Raw genomic sequence first — 14968 nt, 5'->3', positions numbered from 1 at the left:
TGCCGCGTAGCGTGCAGGGCATGCAGGTCCTCGTCACCGGCGCCACCGGCTACATCGGCGGCCGACTCGTCCCCCGTCTCCTCGAAGCCGGACACTCCGTGCGGGTGTTCGTCCGCAACCCCAGGAAGCTCCAGGACGTCCCGTGGAGCGACGACGTCGAGGTCGCCGAGGGCGACCTCCAGGACGCCGAGGCGGTGCGTGCCGCCGTCGAAGGGGTCGAGGCCGTCTACTACCTGGCCCACGCGATGGGTGCCGACGGCGACTTCGAGTCGGCCGAGCGCGACGCCGCCGAGACCATCGCGCGCGAGGCGAAGGCGGCCGGCGTCCGACGGTTCGTGTACCTGGGTGGACTGCACCCGGACGGCGAGCTCTCGAAGCACCTCCGCAGCCGGAAGGAAGTGGGGGAGATCCTCCTCGCCTCCGGCGTCCCGACCGTCGCCTACCAGGCCGGTGTGGTCATCGGCTCCGGCAGCACCTCGTTCGAGATGATCCGGCACCTGACCGACGTCCTGCCGTGGATGCCGGCACCGCGGTGGGTCCGCAACCACATCCAGCCGATCGCGGTCCGTGACGTGCTGTACTACCTCGTCGCGGCGCTCGACGTCCCGGCGGACGTGAACCGCACCTTCGACATCGGCGGCCCGGACGTGCTCCGGTACGGGCAGATGCTGAACGGGTACGCGGTCGAGGCGAAGCTCCCGCAGCGCCCGATCACGGTGCTCCCGGTGCTCACCCCCCGGCTCGCCGCGCACTGGTTCAACGCCGTCACCCCGATCCCGCGCAAGCTCGCGACGCCGATCATCGAGTCGCTGCAGTTCGAGTGCGTCCAGCGGGAGCACGACATCGACGACGTCGTCCCGAAGCCGAAGGGCGGCCTGACCTCGTACCGCCGATCGGTCCGGCTCGCCCTGAACAAGATGCGCACCGGCCAGGTCGAGACGAGCTGGCGCAGCGCGACGCTCTCCAGCGCCTCGGCCGACCCGCTGCCGAGCGACCCGGACTGGGCCGGCCACACGGTCTACGTCGACGACCGGAAGCGGCACTCGAACGCCTCGGCAGAGGACGTCTGGCGGGTCGTCGAGTCGATCGGCGGCGAGAACGGCTGGTACTCGTTCCCGCTCGCGTGGGTGGCTCGTGGCTGGATGGACAAGATCGCCGGCGGTGTCGGCCTCAGCCGCGGCCGACGGGACCCGAAGCGCCTCGAGCAGGGCGACGCACTCGACTGGTGGCGCGTCGAGCGGCTCGACCGCGGGCACTACCTCCGCCTGCGCGCCGAGTTCAAGTCGCCGGGTCGCGCCTGGCTCGAGATGACCGTCACCCCGAACCCGGACGGCGGCAGCGACTACCACCAGCGGGCGATCTACTTCCCGCAGGGACTGGCAGGACGCCTGTACTGGTACGGCATCCTGCCCTTCCACGGCATCATCTTCCCGGGCATGGTGGAGCGCATCACGGCGGCGGCCGAACGGGAGTCCGACAACACCGAGTCGACGCAGCGCAACCGGACCCAGCACAATGGGAGTCCGCAGCCGGCGCACGAGGAGGCAGCATGACCGAGGAACGCACCGTTCTCTTCCTGGGGGACAGCATCACCGCACAGGGCTCGTGGGACACCTGGTTGCCGGGTGAGCACACCCTGAACCAGGGCATCAGCGGCGACACCACGGACGGCGTGCTCGCACGTCTCGACGCCGTCGTCGCCGAGCAGCCCGAGGTGATCGTGCTGCTCATCGGCACGAACGACTTCGGCAACCACCGGAAGAGCGCCGAGCACGTCGTCCGGAACGTCGAGACGATCCTCGTCACGCTCCGCCGCGAGCTGCCCGGTGTCCGACTCCTGCTCGTCTCGGTGCTCCCGCGACAGGCCGAGTACACCGCCAAGATCGAGGAGGCGAACCGGCACCTCCGGCAGTTCGTCGCCACCTGCCACGCGCAGTACCTCGACGCCTGGCCCGCCCTCGCCGACGGCGACCACCTCGACGACCGGTTCACCGACGACGGGCTGCACCTCACCGACGAGGGCTACCGCGCCTACGTCGACGAACTCGTGCCGGCGCTCGAACGGGTCCGCGAGCTCCCGCCGATGTCCCGGTCCATCCAGGCGATCGACCTCGACGAGGCAACCGCCTGATGGCAGCACGCAAGGGACGGCCCCCGGTGGGGTCGTCGCAGCACGGCGTGCCTGCGGGAGCGGGGCGACCGGCGGCCGCGTCGCCGACGTCCTCGTCGGCGAAGGCGACCCCGGCCTTCACCCGACCGGCGCTCGCACCGTCGCTGATCGCGGCGATCGTGCTGCTGGCCTGCGTCGCGATCATCGACTCGTCGGGCTTCGTCTTCGCGCGGTGGGGCGTGACCGTCCTCGCGCTCATCGTGCTCGTCTTCGCGGTGCGCGGGAAGACCTGGTGGGCCGCCGTGCTGATGGCCGCCGTCGCCGTCTGCTGGAACCCCCTCGTCACGGTGCCGATCCCCGGCCAGGTGTGGGCCGCGCTGCAGATCCTGGCGGCTGCCCTGTTCATCGTGGTGGGCATCTCGGTCAAGGTGCCCCGCGAGGCGGACGCGAGCTGAGCCTCCAGGCCGTCGCCTGAACCGGCCACGGGAGCAACCGAGCCGGCGGGCGGACGGTAGGATCGGGAGGCCGGGTGCACGACCCGGCCCGACAGCTGCGAAGGGCGTGGATGAACAACGAGACCGAGCCGGTGACCGAGAGTCCTCTGCTGACCCCTCGACCGTCCTCCGGCGGTCTCGAGCGACCCGACGTCGTCGTGCGCAAGGGTCGCCTCACGCTGCTGAACGGCCACCTCACGCCGCAGCAGTCGATGATCGAGGACCTGCTGTTCCTCGACGACGCCCTCACGGCGGCCGACGTCGACCACCTGCTCATCCGCGGCAACGACCAGCGTCCGGTGATCGCCGTCGACGAGCGTGACCGGCAGCGCGCCGAGAGCGCCGTGATGGCCGCAGCCGTCAACGAGCCGTTCTACGCGAAGCCGCCGGGGGAGCCCGCCGTGCTCGTGCAGGACGACGGCCTCGGCCCCGTCGACCAACCCGTGCTCCGCGTCTTCCGACCGCGTCTCGAGCCCCTCGGGCGGCTCCGCTACGGTGCCGAGACGAGCGTGCAGCTCGAGTTCTGGCGGGTGACCGACACCGAGGTCCTCGCACCCGTCGAGAACGCCCTGATGCGCCGCAGCCTGCCGAGCGACGAGTTCGTGCTCGTCGACATCGAGCGCTACGGCCGCACCTGGCGCACCGTCGAGCACATGTTCGACGACCACGTCTCCGACATCCGGTTCCCGATCGACATCGTGTTCTCGTGGGTGGACGGCAACGCCATCGAGTACCAGCGCGCACGCCAGGCCGCACAGGCCGGCGCCGTCCTGGGCGAGGGCGACGACGCCGCCGCCCGGTTCCGCCAGATCGACGAGCTGAAGTACGCGCTGCGCTCGGTGCACACCTTCGCGCCGTGGATCCGGCAGATCTACATCGCCACCGACTCCCCGGCGCCGGCCTGGCTCGCCGACCACCCCAAGGTCCGCATCGTCCGCAGCGAGGAGTTCTTCCTCGACCCGTCGGTGCTCCCCACCCACAACTCCCAGGCCGTCGAGTCGCAGCTGCACCACATCCCGGGCATCAGCGAGCACTTCATCTACTCGAACGACGACATGTTCTTCGGGCGCACCGTCGACCCGTCAGTGTTCTTCAGCCCCGGTTCGGTGACGAAGTTCATCCTCGCCACGACCCGCATCGGGCTCGGGGCGAACAACCCGGCGCGCAGCGGGTTCGAGAACTCGGCGCGGGTCAACCGTCGTCTGCTGCAGCAGCGGTTCGGCGCGGTCACCACTCGCCACCTCGAGCACGCACCCACTCCGCTCCGGGCGTCGATCATGACCGAGATGGAGCACGAGTTCGCCGACGAGTTCCGGGCAACCGCTGCCTCGCGGTTCCGTGCCGCCGAGAACATCTCGGTGACGAACTCGCTGTACCACTACTACTCGCTGCTCACCGGCCGGGCGATCGTGCAGGAGAACGCCGACGTGCGCTACATCGACACCACGATGCAGTCCGGTCTGCGGTCACTCGACGAACTGCTCAAGAAGCGGAACGCCGACTTCTTCTGCCTGAACGACGGCAGCTTCCCGGAGGTCAGCGACGAGGAGCGGACGCAGCGCGTGACGGACTTCCTCGAGCGGTACTTCCCGTTCCCCGCGCCGTGGGAGCGCGCCGGCGCTTAGGACGCGAAGCGTCCTGCCGGCGCGCTCCGGGCGAGCCTGCGAGCCCTGCGCCGAAGCCCAGCCACGAGGTTCGCACGCCCCGGGCGAGCCTGCGAGCCCGGCGCCGGAACCCAGCCACGAGGTTCGCACGCTCCACCGACCCCTACCGGTCACGACACCCCGCCACCCACACGCCTAGCGGTCACAAACCGTCGCCTGCGCCACCGGCAAACGACGGAACGTGACCACGCGACGCAGCACCCGCGGTGAGTCGCGACCACCCCGCGGGCCGGGAGGCGCGAGTCGGCCCCGCCACGGGCCTCCCGGCCGCCCCACGGTGGTTCCACCGCCGCGGGCGCGCCCGCGCACACCCATCGTGAGCAGAAATGGTCGGGTCCGCTCTGCGGACCCGACCATTCCTGCTCACGAAGTGCGGCGGCCTAGCGGTGGACGGGGGAGACCGGCACCGAGTCGAGCGTGAAGACGGGGATGCTCGAGGTCACCGGTGCCGGTTCGACCGCGGCCGGGATCGTGACCCCGGCGGCGGCGAGGCGGGCCTCGGTCTCGACGGCGGAGACGGGCTCGCCGACGGTCGAGTAGTGGCCGATCGGCACGACCGAGTGCACGACGTTGTGGCCGTACACGTGCACGAGGTTGAACGACTGCGCACCGTCCCGGCCCCGGGTGCCGCCCTGGAACTCGGTGAGGTCCTGCGTGTAGCAGGTGGCACTCGCGACCGAGACCGGGATGCCGGCGAAGACCGCACTCGTCGAGTAGTGCAGGTGACCGGCGATGATGGAGAGCACATCGCTGCCCTCGAGGACCTCGGCCAGGGCCTGCTGGTCGCGCAGTTCGACGAGGACGGTCAGGTCCTGCACGCTCGGCACCGGCGGGTGGTGCATCGCGAGGATGGTGCCGTGCGGCGCCGCCTCGGACAGGACCTCGGCGAGCCAGTCGAGCTGCTCGGGGGAGACCTCACCGTAGTGGTGGCCCGGGACACTGGTGTCGAGGGTGATCACGCGGAGGCCGTTGACGTCGTAGACGAAGTCGACGGGGCGGTCGGTCGGCTGGAGCCCGAAGAGCTCCTGGCGGAACGCGCCGCGCTCGTCGTGGTTGCCCATGGCCCAGATGACCTGGGCACCGATGCGCTCGGCCGCCGGCTCGACGATCTGGCGGATGCGGGCGTACGCACCCGGCTCGCCCTTGTCGGCCACGTCGCCGGTGACGACGATCGCCTCGGGGTGGGTGCCCGACGCTTCGATGTCGGCCACGATCTCGGTCAGCCGAGCGGCGGAGTCCACGTCGCCGTAGAGTTCACCGTCCCCGGAGACGAGGTGGGTGTCGCTGAGGTGGAGGAGGAAGTGGTTCGGCCTGGGGTGTTCGGCCGTCCGGCTGTCCATCGGGGTCTCATTCCGTTGGCGGGTGCGTGGTGCAACACGTTGCCACACCGTCCTGGACGAGTCCAGCACGTCTGAGTGAATCACCCGTGAACGTGGGACGGCGTGTTCGCGTTGCACGGAAAAACCCCCGCCACATCGTGACGGGGGTTTCTCAGTGCCTCACCTCAGCGCCTCAGCTCAGCGCCTCAGCTCAGTGATCGCCGGGGCCCACCTGGGGAGCCTGGTGGCCACCCTCGAGGTCCGGACCGTGGTGTGCGGCGTGCGCTGCCTCGAGCTCGGCCTTCGAGACGGGCTCGATGCGGTCCTCGAAGAAGAACCGGGACACGCTTGCACGGGCCTTCTGCAGCGTCGTGATCTTGCCCTTCGCGTTCGGGCGGATCATGAGCGGCTTGTACTCGTTGAACTGCAGGAGCTTCCAGCGCTCGTACTCGTCGAGCTGCTCGTGCACCTCGATGTACTCACCGTGCGGGAGTCGGACGATGCGACCGGACTCGTAGCCGTGCAGGACGATCTCGCGGTCCTTCTTCTGGAGTGCGAGGCACACGCGCTTGGTGATCCAGAAGGCGACGAACGGGCCGAGGACCGTCGTGGCCTGGATCACGTGGATCACGTGTTCGATCGACACCAGGAAGTGGGTCGCGATGATGTCCGACGACGCAGCGGCCCAGAGGCTCGCGTAGAGCGTGATGCCTGCGGCACCGAACGCCGTGCGCGTCGGGGCGTTGCGCGGGCGGTCGAGGATGTGGTGCTCGCGCTTGTCGCCCGTGACCCACGCCTCGATGAACGGGTAGAGCAGGATCCCGAGGATGAGCAGGACGAGGACCGCGATCGGCGCCAGGATGTTGAACGACACCGTGTAGCCGAACCACACGACCTCCCAGTGCGGCGGCACCAGACGAAGGGCACCGTCGGCGAAGCCGATGTACCAGTCGGGCTGAGTACCGGCGGAGACCGGGGAGGGGTCGTACGGACCGTAGTTCCAGATCGGGTTGATCGTGAACAGCGACGCGATGAGGGCGATGATGCCCGCGACGATGAAGAAGAACCCACCGGCCTTCGCGGCGAACGCCGGGAGGATCGGGACACCGACGACGTTCTCGTTGGTCTTGCCCGGACCGGCGAACTGCGTGTGCTTGTTGATCACGACGAGCACGAGGTGGACACCGAGCACCGCGACGAGGATCGCCGGCAGCAGCAGGATGTGCAGCGTGTACAGGCGGCCGACGATGTCGGTGCCCGGGAACTCGCCGCCGAACAGCAGGTACGCGATCCAGACGCCGATGACCGGGACACCCTCGATCATGCCGACGATGATGCGGAGACCGTTGCCGGAGAGCAGGTCGTCGGGGAGCGAGTAGCCGGTGAAGCCCTCGGCCATGGCGAGGACCCAGAGCAGGAAGCCGAAGACCCAGTTGAGCTCACGCGGCTTGCGGAAGGCACCGGTGAAGAACACGCGGGCCATGTGCAGCATGATCGACGCCACGAACAGCAGGGCTGCCCAGTGGTGGACCTGACGGACGAAGAGTCCGCCACGGATGTCGAACGAGATGTTCAGCGTGGACTGCAGAGCCGTCGACATCTCGACGCCCTTCAGCGGGACGTACGAGCCGTGGTAAACGACCTCGGCCATGGACGCCTGAAAGAAGAACGTCAGGAAGGTCCCGGAGAGCAGGACGACGACGAAGCTGTACAGCGCCACCTCGCCGAGCATGAAGCTCCAGTGGTCCGGGAAGATCTTGCGGCCGACTTCCTTGACGAGGCCCGAGATGCTGGTGCGCTCGTCGATGTAGTTGGCTGCGGCCCCGATGATGCGGGACCCGCGCTCCGGCGCCGGCTTGTCCGCCGTCGTCGGTGCGGTGGTGGTGGTGCTGGTCATCAGCGTTCACGCTCCCAGAAGGACGGTCCGACGGGCTCGTGGAAGTCGCTCTGAGCAACCAGGTAGCCGTCGTCGTCGATCGCGATCGGAAGTTGGGGGAGGGGGCGCGCCGCCGGACCGAAGATGACCTCGCAGTTGTTCGAGACATCGAAGGTGGACTGGTGGCACGGGCACAGCAGGTGGTGCGTCTGCTGCTCGTACAGGGCGACCGGGCACCCGACGTGGGTGCAGATCTTCGAGTACGCGACGATGCCGTCGTAGCCCCAGTTCTCGTGCCCCTTGGAGGGGTTGAGGTCCTTGGGGTCGAGGCGCATGAGGAGGACGGAGGCCTTGGCCTTCTCCTCGAGCATGTCCTCTTTCTCGAGCATGCCGTCCGGGATGACGTGGAACACCGAGCCGATGGTCACGTCGGACGCCTTGATCGGCAGACCCGTCGGGTCCTTCGTCAGGCGCGTGCCCTTCGCCCACATCGTGTGGCGGAGGAGTTCGTTGGGGTCCGCGGCGGGAGCGAGGTCGCGCACGAGGACGATGCCGGGCAGCGGGAAGGCCGCCAGGGCGCCGATCATCGAGTTGCGGATCAGCTTGCGACGGCTGAAGCCCGACTCCTTGTCGGCGAGCTGGAACGCCTCGACCGCCTTGGCGCGGGTCGCGTCCGTGCCACGGGTGCCGTGGCGGAGTTCGGTGATCTCGCGGTCGACGACCAGCGACTTCGACCAGTAGACGGCGCCGAGGCCCAGCGCGAGGAGCGCGAGGGCGATCGACAGACCGAGGAAGAGGTTCGCGGTGCGGACCGAACCGAAGTCGTCCGTGATCGGGAAGGCGACGTAGGCCGCGATCGAGAGGACGCTGCCGACGATCGACAGGTAGAAGAACGTGGCGACCTGACGCTCGGCCAGGCGCTGCTTCTTCGGGTCGACGTCGGTGCGGCGGGCGCGGTGCGGCGGCTCGCCCGGGTTCTCGAACGGGTCGACGGGCAGGACCGCGATCCCGGGCGACGTCGTCGTGCCGTGCTTCTCGACAGCCGAGGACGAGTTCAGCGTCTCGTCGTCGTGCTCTGCCATGGTGTTCCCTTCAGTGTCGTTCGACACGGACGATCAGTTGGACTTCGCGGTCAGCCAGACGGTCATCGCGACGACCGCGCCGAGACCGAAGATCCAGATGAACAGGCCCTCGGCCACCGGCCCCAGGGAGCCGAGTGCGAAGCCGCCGGGCGACTTGTTGTCCTGCACGTACTTGAGGTACGTGATGATGTCGGCCTTCTGCTCGGGCGTGAGGTTCAGGTCGTTGAAGACCGGCATGTTCTGCGGGCCGGTGAGCATGGCCTCGTAGATGTGCTTGCCCGACACCGTCTCGAGGTTCGGCGCGTACTTGCCCTCGGTCAGCGCACCACCGGCACCGGCCACGTTGTGGCACATGGCGCAGTTGATGCGGAAGAGCTCCGCACCTTCGGCCGCGTCGCCGTCCGCACCGTTGGTGAGGTCGGTCGAGGGGACCTCCGGGCCGGGGCCGAGGGAGGCGACGTACTCGGCGAGGGCGTCGACCTGCTCGTCCGTGAACTGCGCCGGCTTCTCTTCGGCCTGCGGGCCCTGGGCGGCCATCGGCATGCGGCCGGTGCCCACCTGGAAGTCGACCGAGGCGGCACCGACACCGATGAGGGACGGACCCTCGCTGGTGCCCTGGGCGCTCAGGCCGTGGCAGGTCGCGCAGTTCGAGGCGAAGAGCTTCTCGCCCTCGTTCACGTTCGACTGGCTGGACGCCGCGACGGTGCTCGTGCTGTCGTCCGCGTTCGCCGTGGAGCTGAACAGCGCGTAGGCACCACCGGTGGTCATGAGACCCACGACGATGAGCGACACGGTCGCCATCGGTGAACGGCGGCCCTTCTTGGACTTGGTTCTGTTGAACATGTGCTGGGGGGTGTCCAGTTCCTACTTGAGAAGGTAGATGACGGCGAAGAGGAAGATCCACACGACGTCGACGAAGTGCCAGTAGTACGACACGACGATGGCGGTGGTCGCTTCCTTGTGACCGAAGTTCTTCGCGGCGAACCCGCGGCCGAGCGTGAGCAGGAAGGCGATGAGGCCGCCCGTGACGTGCAGCCCGTGGAACCCGGTGGTCATGTAGAACGCCGAGCCGTAGGCGCTGGAGGAGAGCGTGATGCCCTCGTGCCAGAGGTTGGCGTACTCGAAGATCTGACCGCAGACGAAGATGGCGCCCATCGCGTAGGTGACGAAGAACCACTCCGTCATGCCCCAGTGGCGGGGGTTCCAGCTCGTGCGGTGGACCTGGAAGCGCTCGGCGGCGAACACGGCGAACTGGCACGCGAAGCTGGACAGCACCAGGATGATCGTGTTCACGGAGGCGAACGGCACCTCGAGCTTGGAAGTTTCGGTCGCCCAGAGCTCGGGGGACGTACTGCGCAGCGTGAAGTAGATCGCGAACAGGCCGGCGAAGAACATGACCTCGCTGCCCAGCCACACGATCGTCCCCACGGCAACGGCGTTCGGCCTGTTCAGGGCCGGACCGCTGGCGGATCTGGAGAGAGGGGTGCTAGTCACGTCCTCCATTATGGCCGAAACCCCAGACAGTGTTTTCGCAGGAGACTGGCGGGTCTCTCGAATTCACTACGATCGAGTCATGCCTGACGCACTTTCCTGGCCAGCGGTGATCAGCGCGCTCATGGCGCGCGAGGACCTGACGATCAGGCAATCCACATGGGCCATGGAGGAGATCGTGCGTGGGCGCGCCACCTCCGCACAGATCGCCGCGTTCGCCGTCGCCCTCCGCGCGAAGGGCGAGACCGTCGACGAGGTCGTCGGGTTCCGTGACGCGATCCTCGACGCCGCCGTTCCGCTGGACGTCGATCCGATGGCACTCGACATCGTCGGGACCGGTGGTGACGTGGTCGGCACGGTGAACGTCTCGACGATGGCGGCGATCGTCATCGCCGCGGCGGGCGTGCCCGTCGTGAAGCACGGCAACAAGGCGAGCTCGTCGAAGTCCGGCTCGAGTGACGTGCTCGCCGCGTTGGGGCTCGATCTCACGATGGACGCCGCGCGTGTCGCGGACACTTTCCGGCGTGTCGGACTGACCTTCGCGTTCGCCAACGCGTTCCACCCCGGGTTCGCCCACGCCGGGCCGGCCCGGGCCGAGATCGGGGTCCCGACGGTCTTCAACTTCCTCGGACCACTGGTCAACCCCGCACGGTGCGAGGCCAACGCGGTCGGTGTCGCGCAGCTCGACCTGGTGCCGATCATCACGGGGGTGTTCCAGACGCGCGGCGCCACGGCGCTGGTGTTCCGTGGCGACGACGGGCTCGACGAGCTCACGACGACCGGGCACAGCCACATCTGGGAGGTCACCGGCGGCCGCGTGATCGAGCACGACCTCGACCCGCGCGACCTCGGCATCCCCCGCGCCCACACCGAGGACCTGCTCGGTGGCGACCCGGCGCACAACGCCGACGTCGTGCGCCGCGTCCTCGCGGGGGAGCAGGGACCGGTCCGGGACATCGTGCTCTTGAACGCCGCCGCGGGGCTCGTCTCGTTCCGCCTGGCAGAGGACCCCGCCCAGGCGGACCGGCCGATCCTGCACCGGTTCCGCGAGCAGCTCGTCGTCGCCGCCGAGGCCGTCGACTCCGGTGCCGGCACCCGCAAGCTGGCGGACTGGGTCGCGGTCCCCGCGACGCACGCCGGGCACTGACCCGCGACAGCCTGGAGGCCCGGTGCCGGTTTCGAGAACCGGCACCGGGCCTCCAGTGCGTTGCGTGCAGAGCACGTGGTGCGTGTCAGCGCACGCGTGTCAGCGCACGTCCTCGTCGACCCAGTCGAAGGTCTTCGTGACGGCCTTCTTCCACAGGCGCAGCGTGCGCTCGCGCTCCTCGGCGTCGAGCTGCGGCTCCCACCGCTTGTCCTCCTGCCAGTTGGCACGGAGCTCGTCGAGGTTCGCCCAGAAGCCGACCGCGAGGCCCGCTGCGTAGGCGGCGCCGAGCGCCGTCGTCTCGGCGACCACCGGACGCACCACCGGCACGTTGAGGATGTCCGCCTGGAACTGCATGAGCTCGCTGTTCGCGGTCATGCCGCCGTCGACCTTGAGCTCGGTCAGGTCCACACCGGAGTCGGCGTTGACCGCGTCGAGGACCTCGCGGGTCTGGAGCGCCGTCGCCTCGAGGGCCGCACGCGCGATGTGCCCCTTGTTGACGTAGCGGGTCAGACCGACGATGGCACCGCGGGCGTCCGGACGCCAGTACGGCGCGAACAGACCCGAGAACGCCGGCACGAAGTACACGCCGCCGTTGTCCTCGACGGTCTTGGCCAGCGCCTCGACCTCCGGGGCGCTGCCGATGAGGCCGAGGTTGTCGCGGAGCCACTGGATGAGCGAGCCCGTGACGGCGATCGACCCCTCGAGGGCGTAGTGCGTCTCCTGGTCGCCGAGCTTGTAGCCGACGGTGGTGAGCAGGCCGTTCTCGGAGCGGACGATCTCGGTACCGGTGTTGAAGATGAGGAAGTTGCCGGTGCCGTAGGTGTTCTTCGACTCGCCCTGGTCGAACGCGGCCTGGCCGAAGGTCGCGGCCTGCTGGTCGCCGAGGATGCCGGCGATCGGGACCTCGCGCAGCAGGTTCGAGGACTCGACGTGGCCGTAGACCTCGGACGAGCTGACGATCTCGGGGAGCATCGACTTCGGGACACCGAAGTCGGCGAGGATGTCGTCGCGCCACTGCAGGGTCTCGAGGTCCATGAACAGCGTGCGGGACGCGTTCGTGACGTCGGTCTTGTGGACGCCGCCGTCCACGCCGCCGGTGAGGTTCCAGAGGACCCACGTGTCGGTCGTGCCGAAGAGGAGGTCGCCCGCCTCGGCCTTCTCGCGTGCGCCCTCGACGTTCTCGAGGATCCACATGATCTTGGTGCCGGCGAAGTAGGTCGCGAGCGGCAGGCCGACGATGGCCTTGTACCGGTCGGTGTCACCGTCGGCGAGCTTGTCGACGATCGACTGGGTGCGGGTGTCCTGCCAGACGATCGCGTTGTAGATCGGCTTGCCGGTGGTCTTGTCCCACACGACAGCGGTCTCACGCTGGTTGGTGATGCCGACGGCTGCGACGTCGTGCCGCGTGATGTCGGCACGCGACAGTGCCTGACCGATCACCTCGCGGGTGTTGTCCCAGATCTCGGCGGGGTCGTGCTCGACCCACCCGGCACGCGGGAAGATCTGCTCATGTTCCTTCTGACCGGTCGAGATGATCGAGCCGGAGTGATCGAAGACGATCGCTCGGGTGGAGGTCGTGCCCTGGTCGATGGCGACGATGTAGTCGGCCATTGGTGCTCCTTACGGGTGTTCGGTGCGGTGAGCGGTCCGCGGTTGCGGACCGCTCACCCCGGGGTTGGGTTGGTTCAGCTGACGACGGGCAGCAGGGCGTACGACAGCCCGGCGGCGATCGCACCACCGATGAGCGGGCCGACGACGGGCACCCAGGCGTAGGCCCAGTCACTCGAGCCCTTGCCCTTGATGGGCAGGAAGGCGTGCGCCAGGCGGGGACCGAGGTCACGGGCCGGGTTGATGGCGTAGCCGGTCGGGCCACCGAGGCTGACACCGATCGCGATCACGAGGAAGGCGACGGGGATCGCGCCGAGCTCCGACGGGGTCTGCCCGTTGGTGAAGGCGATGACGACGAAGACCAGCACGAAGGTGCCGATGATCTCGGTCACGAGGTTCCAGCCGTACGACCGGATGGCCGGGCCGGTGGAGAAGACGCCGAGCTTGGCGGCCGCGTCGGGTTCCTCGTCGAAGTGCTGCTTGTAGGCGAGCCAGACGATGACGGCACCGATGATCGCGCCGATCAGCTGGGCGAGCCAGAACAGGAGCATCGCGCCGACGGTGATGTTGCCGAGGATGGCCTGGGCGAGGCTCACCGCCGGGTTGAGCTGTCCGCCCGACTTGTAGGACACGGTGACGCCGGCGAAGACCGCGAAGCCCCAACCGATCGTGACCATGAGGAAGCCGGCGCCGAAGCCCTTGGACTTCGTGAGGGAGACAGCGGCGACGACACCGCCACCCAGGATGATGAGCATCGCGGTGCCGACGAGCTCGGACAGGAACTTGACCCCGATGTCGTCCATCGGTGACCTCCAGTGCGTGAGGGTGGGGGTCCGGTGGTGCTGCTCCGGCACTCCCCGTTGAGTGATTGAGGCCGAGCATAGTGACGCGGCTCGACGTCGGGCGATGCAATCGTGAGGGAACTGCGGCAACGTGCACGAACGTGCACTTTCGATGTGCGGTGGAGTCTCCGCCCCGGTGACGCGTCCCCGGGCTGATGCACGAACGTGCATCAGCACCGAACGACTGACCGTCGGACGGATGTAGATTGGGGCAACTCCGGTCGACGACGGCGGTGTGATCGCCACGGCTCGGCCCCGCACCCGTGGAGGCAGCGCGCATGAAGAAGCTCATCAACGACCCGCAGGCCGTGGTCGACGAGACCGTCCGGGGATTCGCACGAGCCCACGCCGGGCACGTCGTCCTGGTCGAGGACCCGATCCACATCCACCGCGCCGACGCACCCGTCGCCGGCAAGGTCGGCATCGTCAGCGGTGGCGGCAGCGGACACGAGCCCCTGCACGCCGGCTTCGTCGGGTACGGCATGCTCGACGCGGCCGTCCCCGGACCGGTGTTCACCAGCCCGACCCCCGACCCGATCGTCGCCGCGACGAAGGCCGTCGACTCCGGCGCCGGTGTCCTGCACATCGTGAAGAACTACACCGGCGACGTCCTGAACTTCGAGACCGCCGCCGAGCTCGCCGGCATGGAGGACATCCGCGTCGAGTCCGTCGTGGTCGACGACGACGTCGCCGTGCAGGACTCGCTCTACACGGCCGGCCGACGCGGCGTCGCCGGCACCGTCGTGGTGGAGAAGTGCGCCGGCGCCGCCGCCGAACGCGGTGACGACCTCGACGCCGTCGCCGCCGTCGCGCGGCACGTCAACGAGGTCACGCGGTCGATGGGCCTGGCACTCGCGTCCGGCACGGTGCCGCACGCGGGGGAGCCGTCCTTCACCCTGGCCGACGACGAGGTCGAGCTCGGAATCGGGATCCACGGCGAACCGGGCCGGGAGCGCATCCCGATGGCGCCCGCGGACGCCCTGGTCGACCGGGTGCTCGAACCGATCCTCACCGACCTGGACGCACCGGCCGGCTCGAAGCTCCTGCTGCTCGTCAACGGGATGGGCGGCACGCCGCTCTCCGAGCTGTACATCGTGTACCGACGCGCCGCCGAGGTCCTCACGGACCGCGGCTACGACGTCGCGCGTAGTTTGGTCGGCGACTACGTCACGTCCCTCGAGATGCAGGGGTTCTCGCTCACCGTCACGGTGCTCGACGACGACCTCACCGCTCTCTGGGACGCACCGGTGGAGACCCCGGCACTCCGCTGGGGCCGCTGAGCGGCCGAGTCAGGCCGAGTCCGGCCGCTGAGCGGCCGAGTCCGACCACGCACCA

General features: G+C 68.9%; 13 protein-coding genes. 6 read left to right on the top strand and 7 right to left on the bottom strand.

Annotation, left to right across the window (positions count from 1 at the left end):
* Positions 1–20: 20 nt before the first annotated feature.
* From EDF19_RS10770 to EDF19_RS10755, 4 genes are all read left to right on the top strand, one after another.
* A complete protein-coding gene (locus tag EDF19_RS10770) occupies positions 21–1553 on the top strand; it encodes an SDR family oxidoreductase (protein WP_260217095.1) in 1533 nt (510 codons plus the stop codon).
* Positions 1550–2131, top strand: coding sequence for a GDSL-type esterase/lipase family protein (locus EDF19_RS10765; RefSeq protein ID WP_123680868.1), 582 nt, complete (start codon positions 1550–1552; stop codon positions 2129–2131). Before EDF19_RS10770 ends, EDF19_RS10765 begins: the two co-directional genes overlap by 4 nt.
* On the top strand, positions 2131–2565 hold the full coding sequence (locus EDF19_RS10760) for a DUF6804 family protein (RefSeq protein ID WP_185022785.1): 435 nt from the start codon (positions 2131–2133) through the stop codon (positions 2563–2565). The genes EDF19_RS10765 and EDF19_RS10760 overlap by 1 nt, the downstream gene beginning before the upstream one ends.
* 110 nt (positions 2566–2675) lie before the next feature.
* A complete protein-coding gene (locus EDF19_RS10755) occupies positions 2676–4229 on the top strand; it encodes a stealth conserved region 3 domain-containing protein (RefSeq protein WP_123680867.1) in 1554 nt (517 codons plus the stop codon).
* Between the two features lie 419 nt (positions 4230–4648).
* Here the strand turns inward: EDF19_RS10755 and EDF19_RS10750 are convergent, their stop codons facing one another.
* The 5 genes from EDF19_RS10750 to EDF19_RS10730 all read right to left on the bottom strand — a co-directional run bounded on the left by EDF19_RS10750 (position 4649) and on the right by EDF19_RS10730 (position 10048).
* The gene (locus tag EDF19_RS10750) at positions 4649–5608 is read right to left on the bottom strand and encodes a phosphodiesterase (protein WP_123680866.1); all 960 of its coding nucleotides are present in this window, start codon (positions 5606–5608) and stop codon (positions 4649–4651) included.
* Between the two features lie 190 nt (positions 5609–5798).
* A complete protein-coding gene (locus tag EDF19_RS10745) occupies positions 5799–7484 on the bottom strand; it encodes a ubiquinol-cytochrome c reductase cytochrome b subunit (RefSeq protein WP_123680865.1) in 1686 nt (561 codons plus the stop codon).
* On the bottom strand, positions 7484–8545 hold the full coding sequence (locus tag EDF19_RS10740) for a ubiquinol-cytochrome c reductase iron-sulfur subunit (RefSeq protein WP_123680864.1): 1062 nt from the start codon (positions 8543–8545) through the stop codon (positions 7484–7486). Before EDF19_RS10740 ends, EDF19_RS10745 begins: the two co-directional genes overlap by 1 nt.
* Before the next feature lie 33 nt (positions 8546–8578).
* Entirely contained in the window at positions 8579–9388 is an 810-nt protein-coding gene (locus tag EDF19_RS10735) for a cytochrome c (RefSeq protein ID WP_123680863.1), read from the bottom strand.
* 21 nt (positions 9389–9409) lie between these two features.
* Positions 9410–10048, bottom strand: coding sequence for a heme-copper oxidase subunit III (locus tag EDF19_RS10730; RefSeq protein ID WP_123680862.1), 639 nt, complete (start codon positions 10046–10048; stop codon positions 9410–9412).
* Between the two features lie 70 nt (positions 10049–10118).
* Between EDF19_RS10730 and trpD the strand changes: the two genes are divergently transcribed.
* A complete protein-coding gene (gene trpD, locus EDF19_RS10725) occupies positions 10119–11183 on the top strand; it encodes an anthranilate phosphoribosyltransferase (RefSeq protein WP_123680861.1) in 1065 nt (354 codons plus the stop codon).
* 99 nt (positions 11184–11282) lie between these two features.
* On the opposite strand, the gene glpK is transcribed toward trpD, so the two are convergent.
* Entirely contained in the window at positions 11283–12794 is a 1512-nt protein-coding gene (gene glpK / locus EDF19_RS10720; RefSeq protein WP_123680860.1) for a glycerol kinase GlpK, read from the bottom strand.
* Between the two features lie 74 nt (positions 12795–12868).
* Positions 12869–13594: an MIP/aquaporin family protein gene (locus EDF19_RS10715; protein ID WP_123680859.1), complete on the bottom strand. Its 726-nt coding sequence runs from the start codon at positions 13592–13594 to the stop codon at positions 12869–12871.
* A 317-nt stretch (positions 13595–13911) separates the two neighbouring features.
* Between EDF19_RS10715 and dhaK the strand changes: the two genes are divergently transcribed.
* Positions 13912–14913, top strand: coding sequence for a dihydroxyacetone kinase subunit DhaK (dhaK, locus tag EDF19_RS10710; protein WP_123681018.1), 1002 nt, complete (start codon positions 13912–13914; stop codon positions 14911–14913).
* Positions 14914–14968: the final 55 nt, after the last annotated feature.

It is taken from the genome of Curtobacterium sp. PhB115 (assembly GCF_003752025.1).
In the GTDB taxonomy this organism is placed as follows: domain Bacteria; phylum Actinomycetota; class Actinomycetes; order Actinomycetales; family Microbacteriaceae; genus Curtobacterium.
Note: the sequence above shows the minus strand (reverse complement) of the source record. Positions and strands in the feature narration are given on the sequence as shown.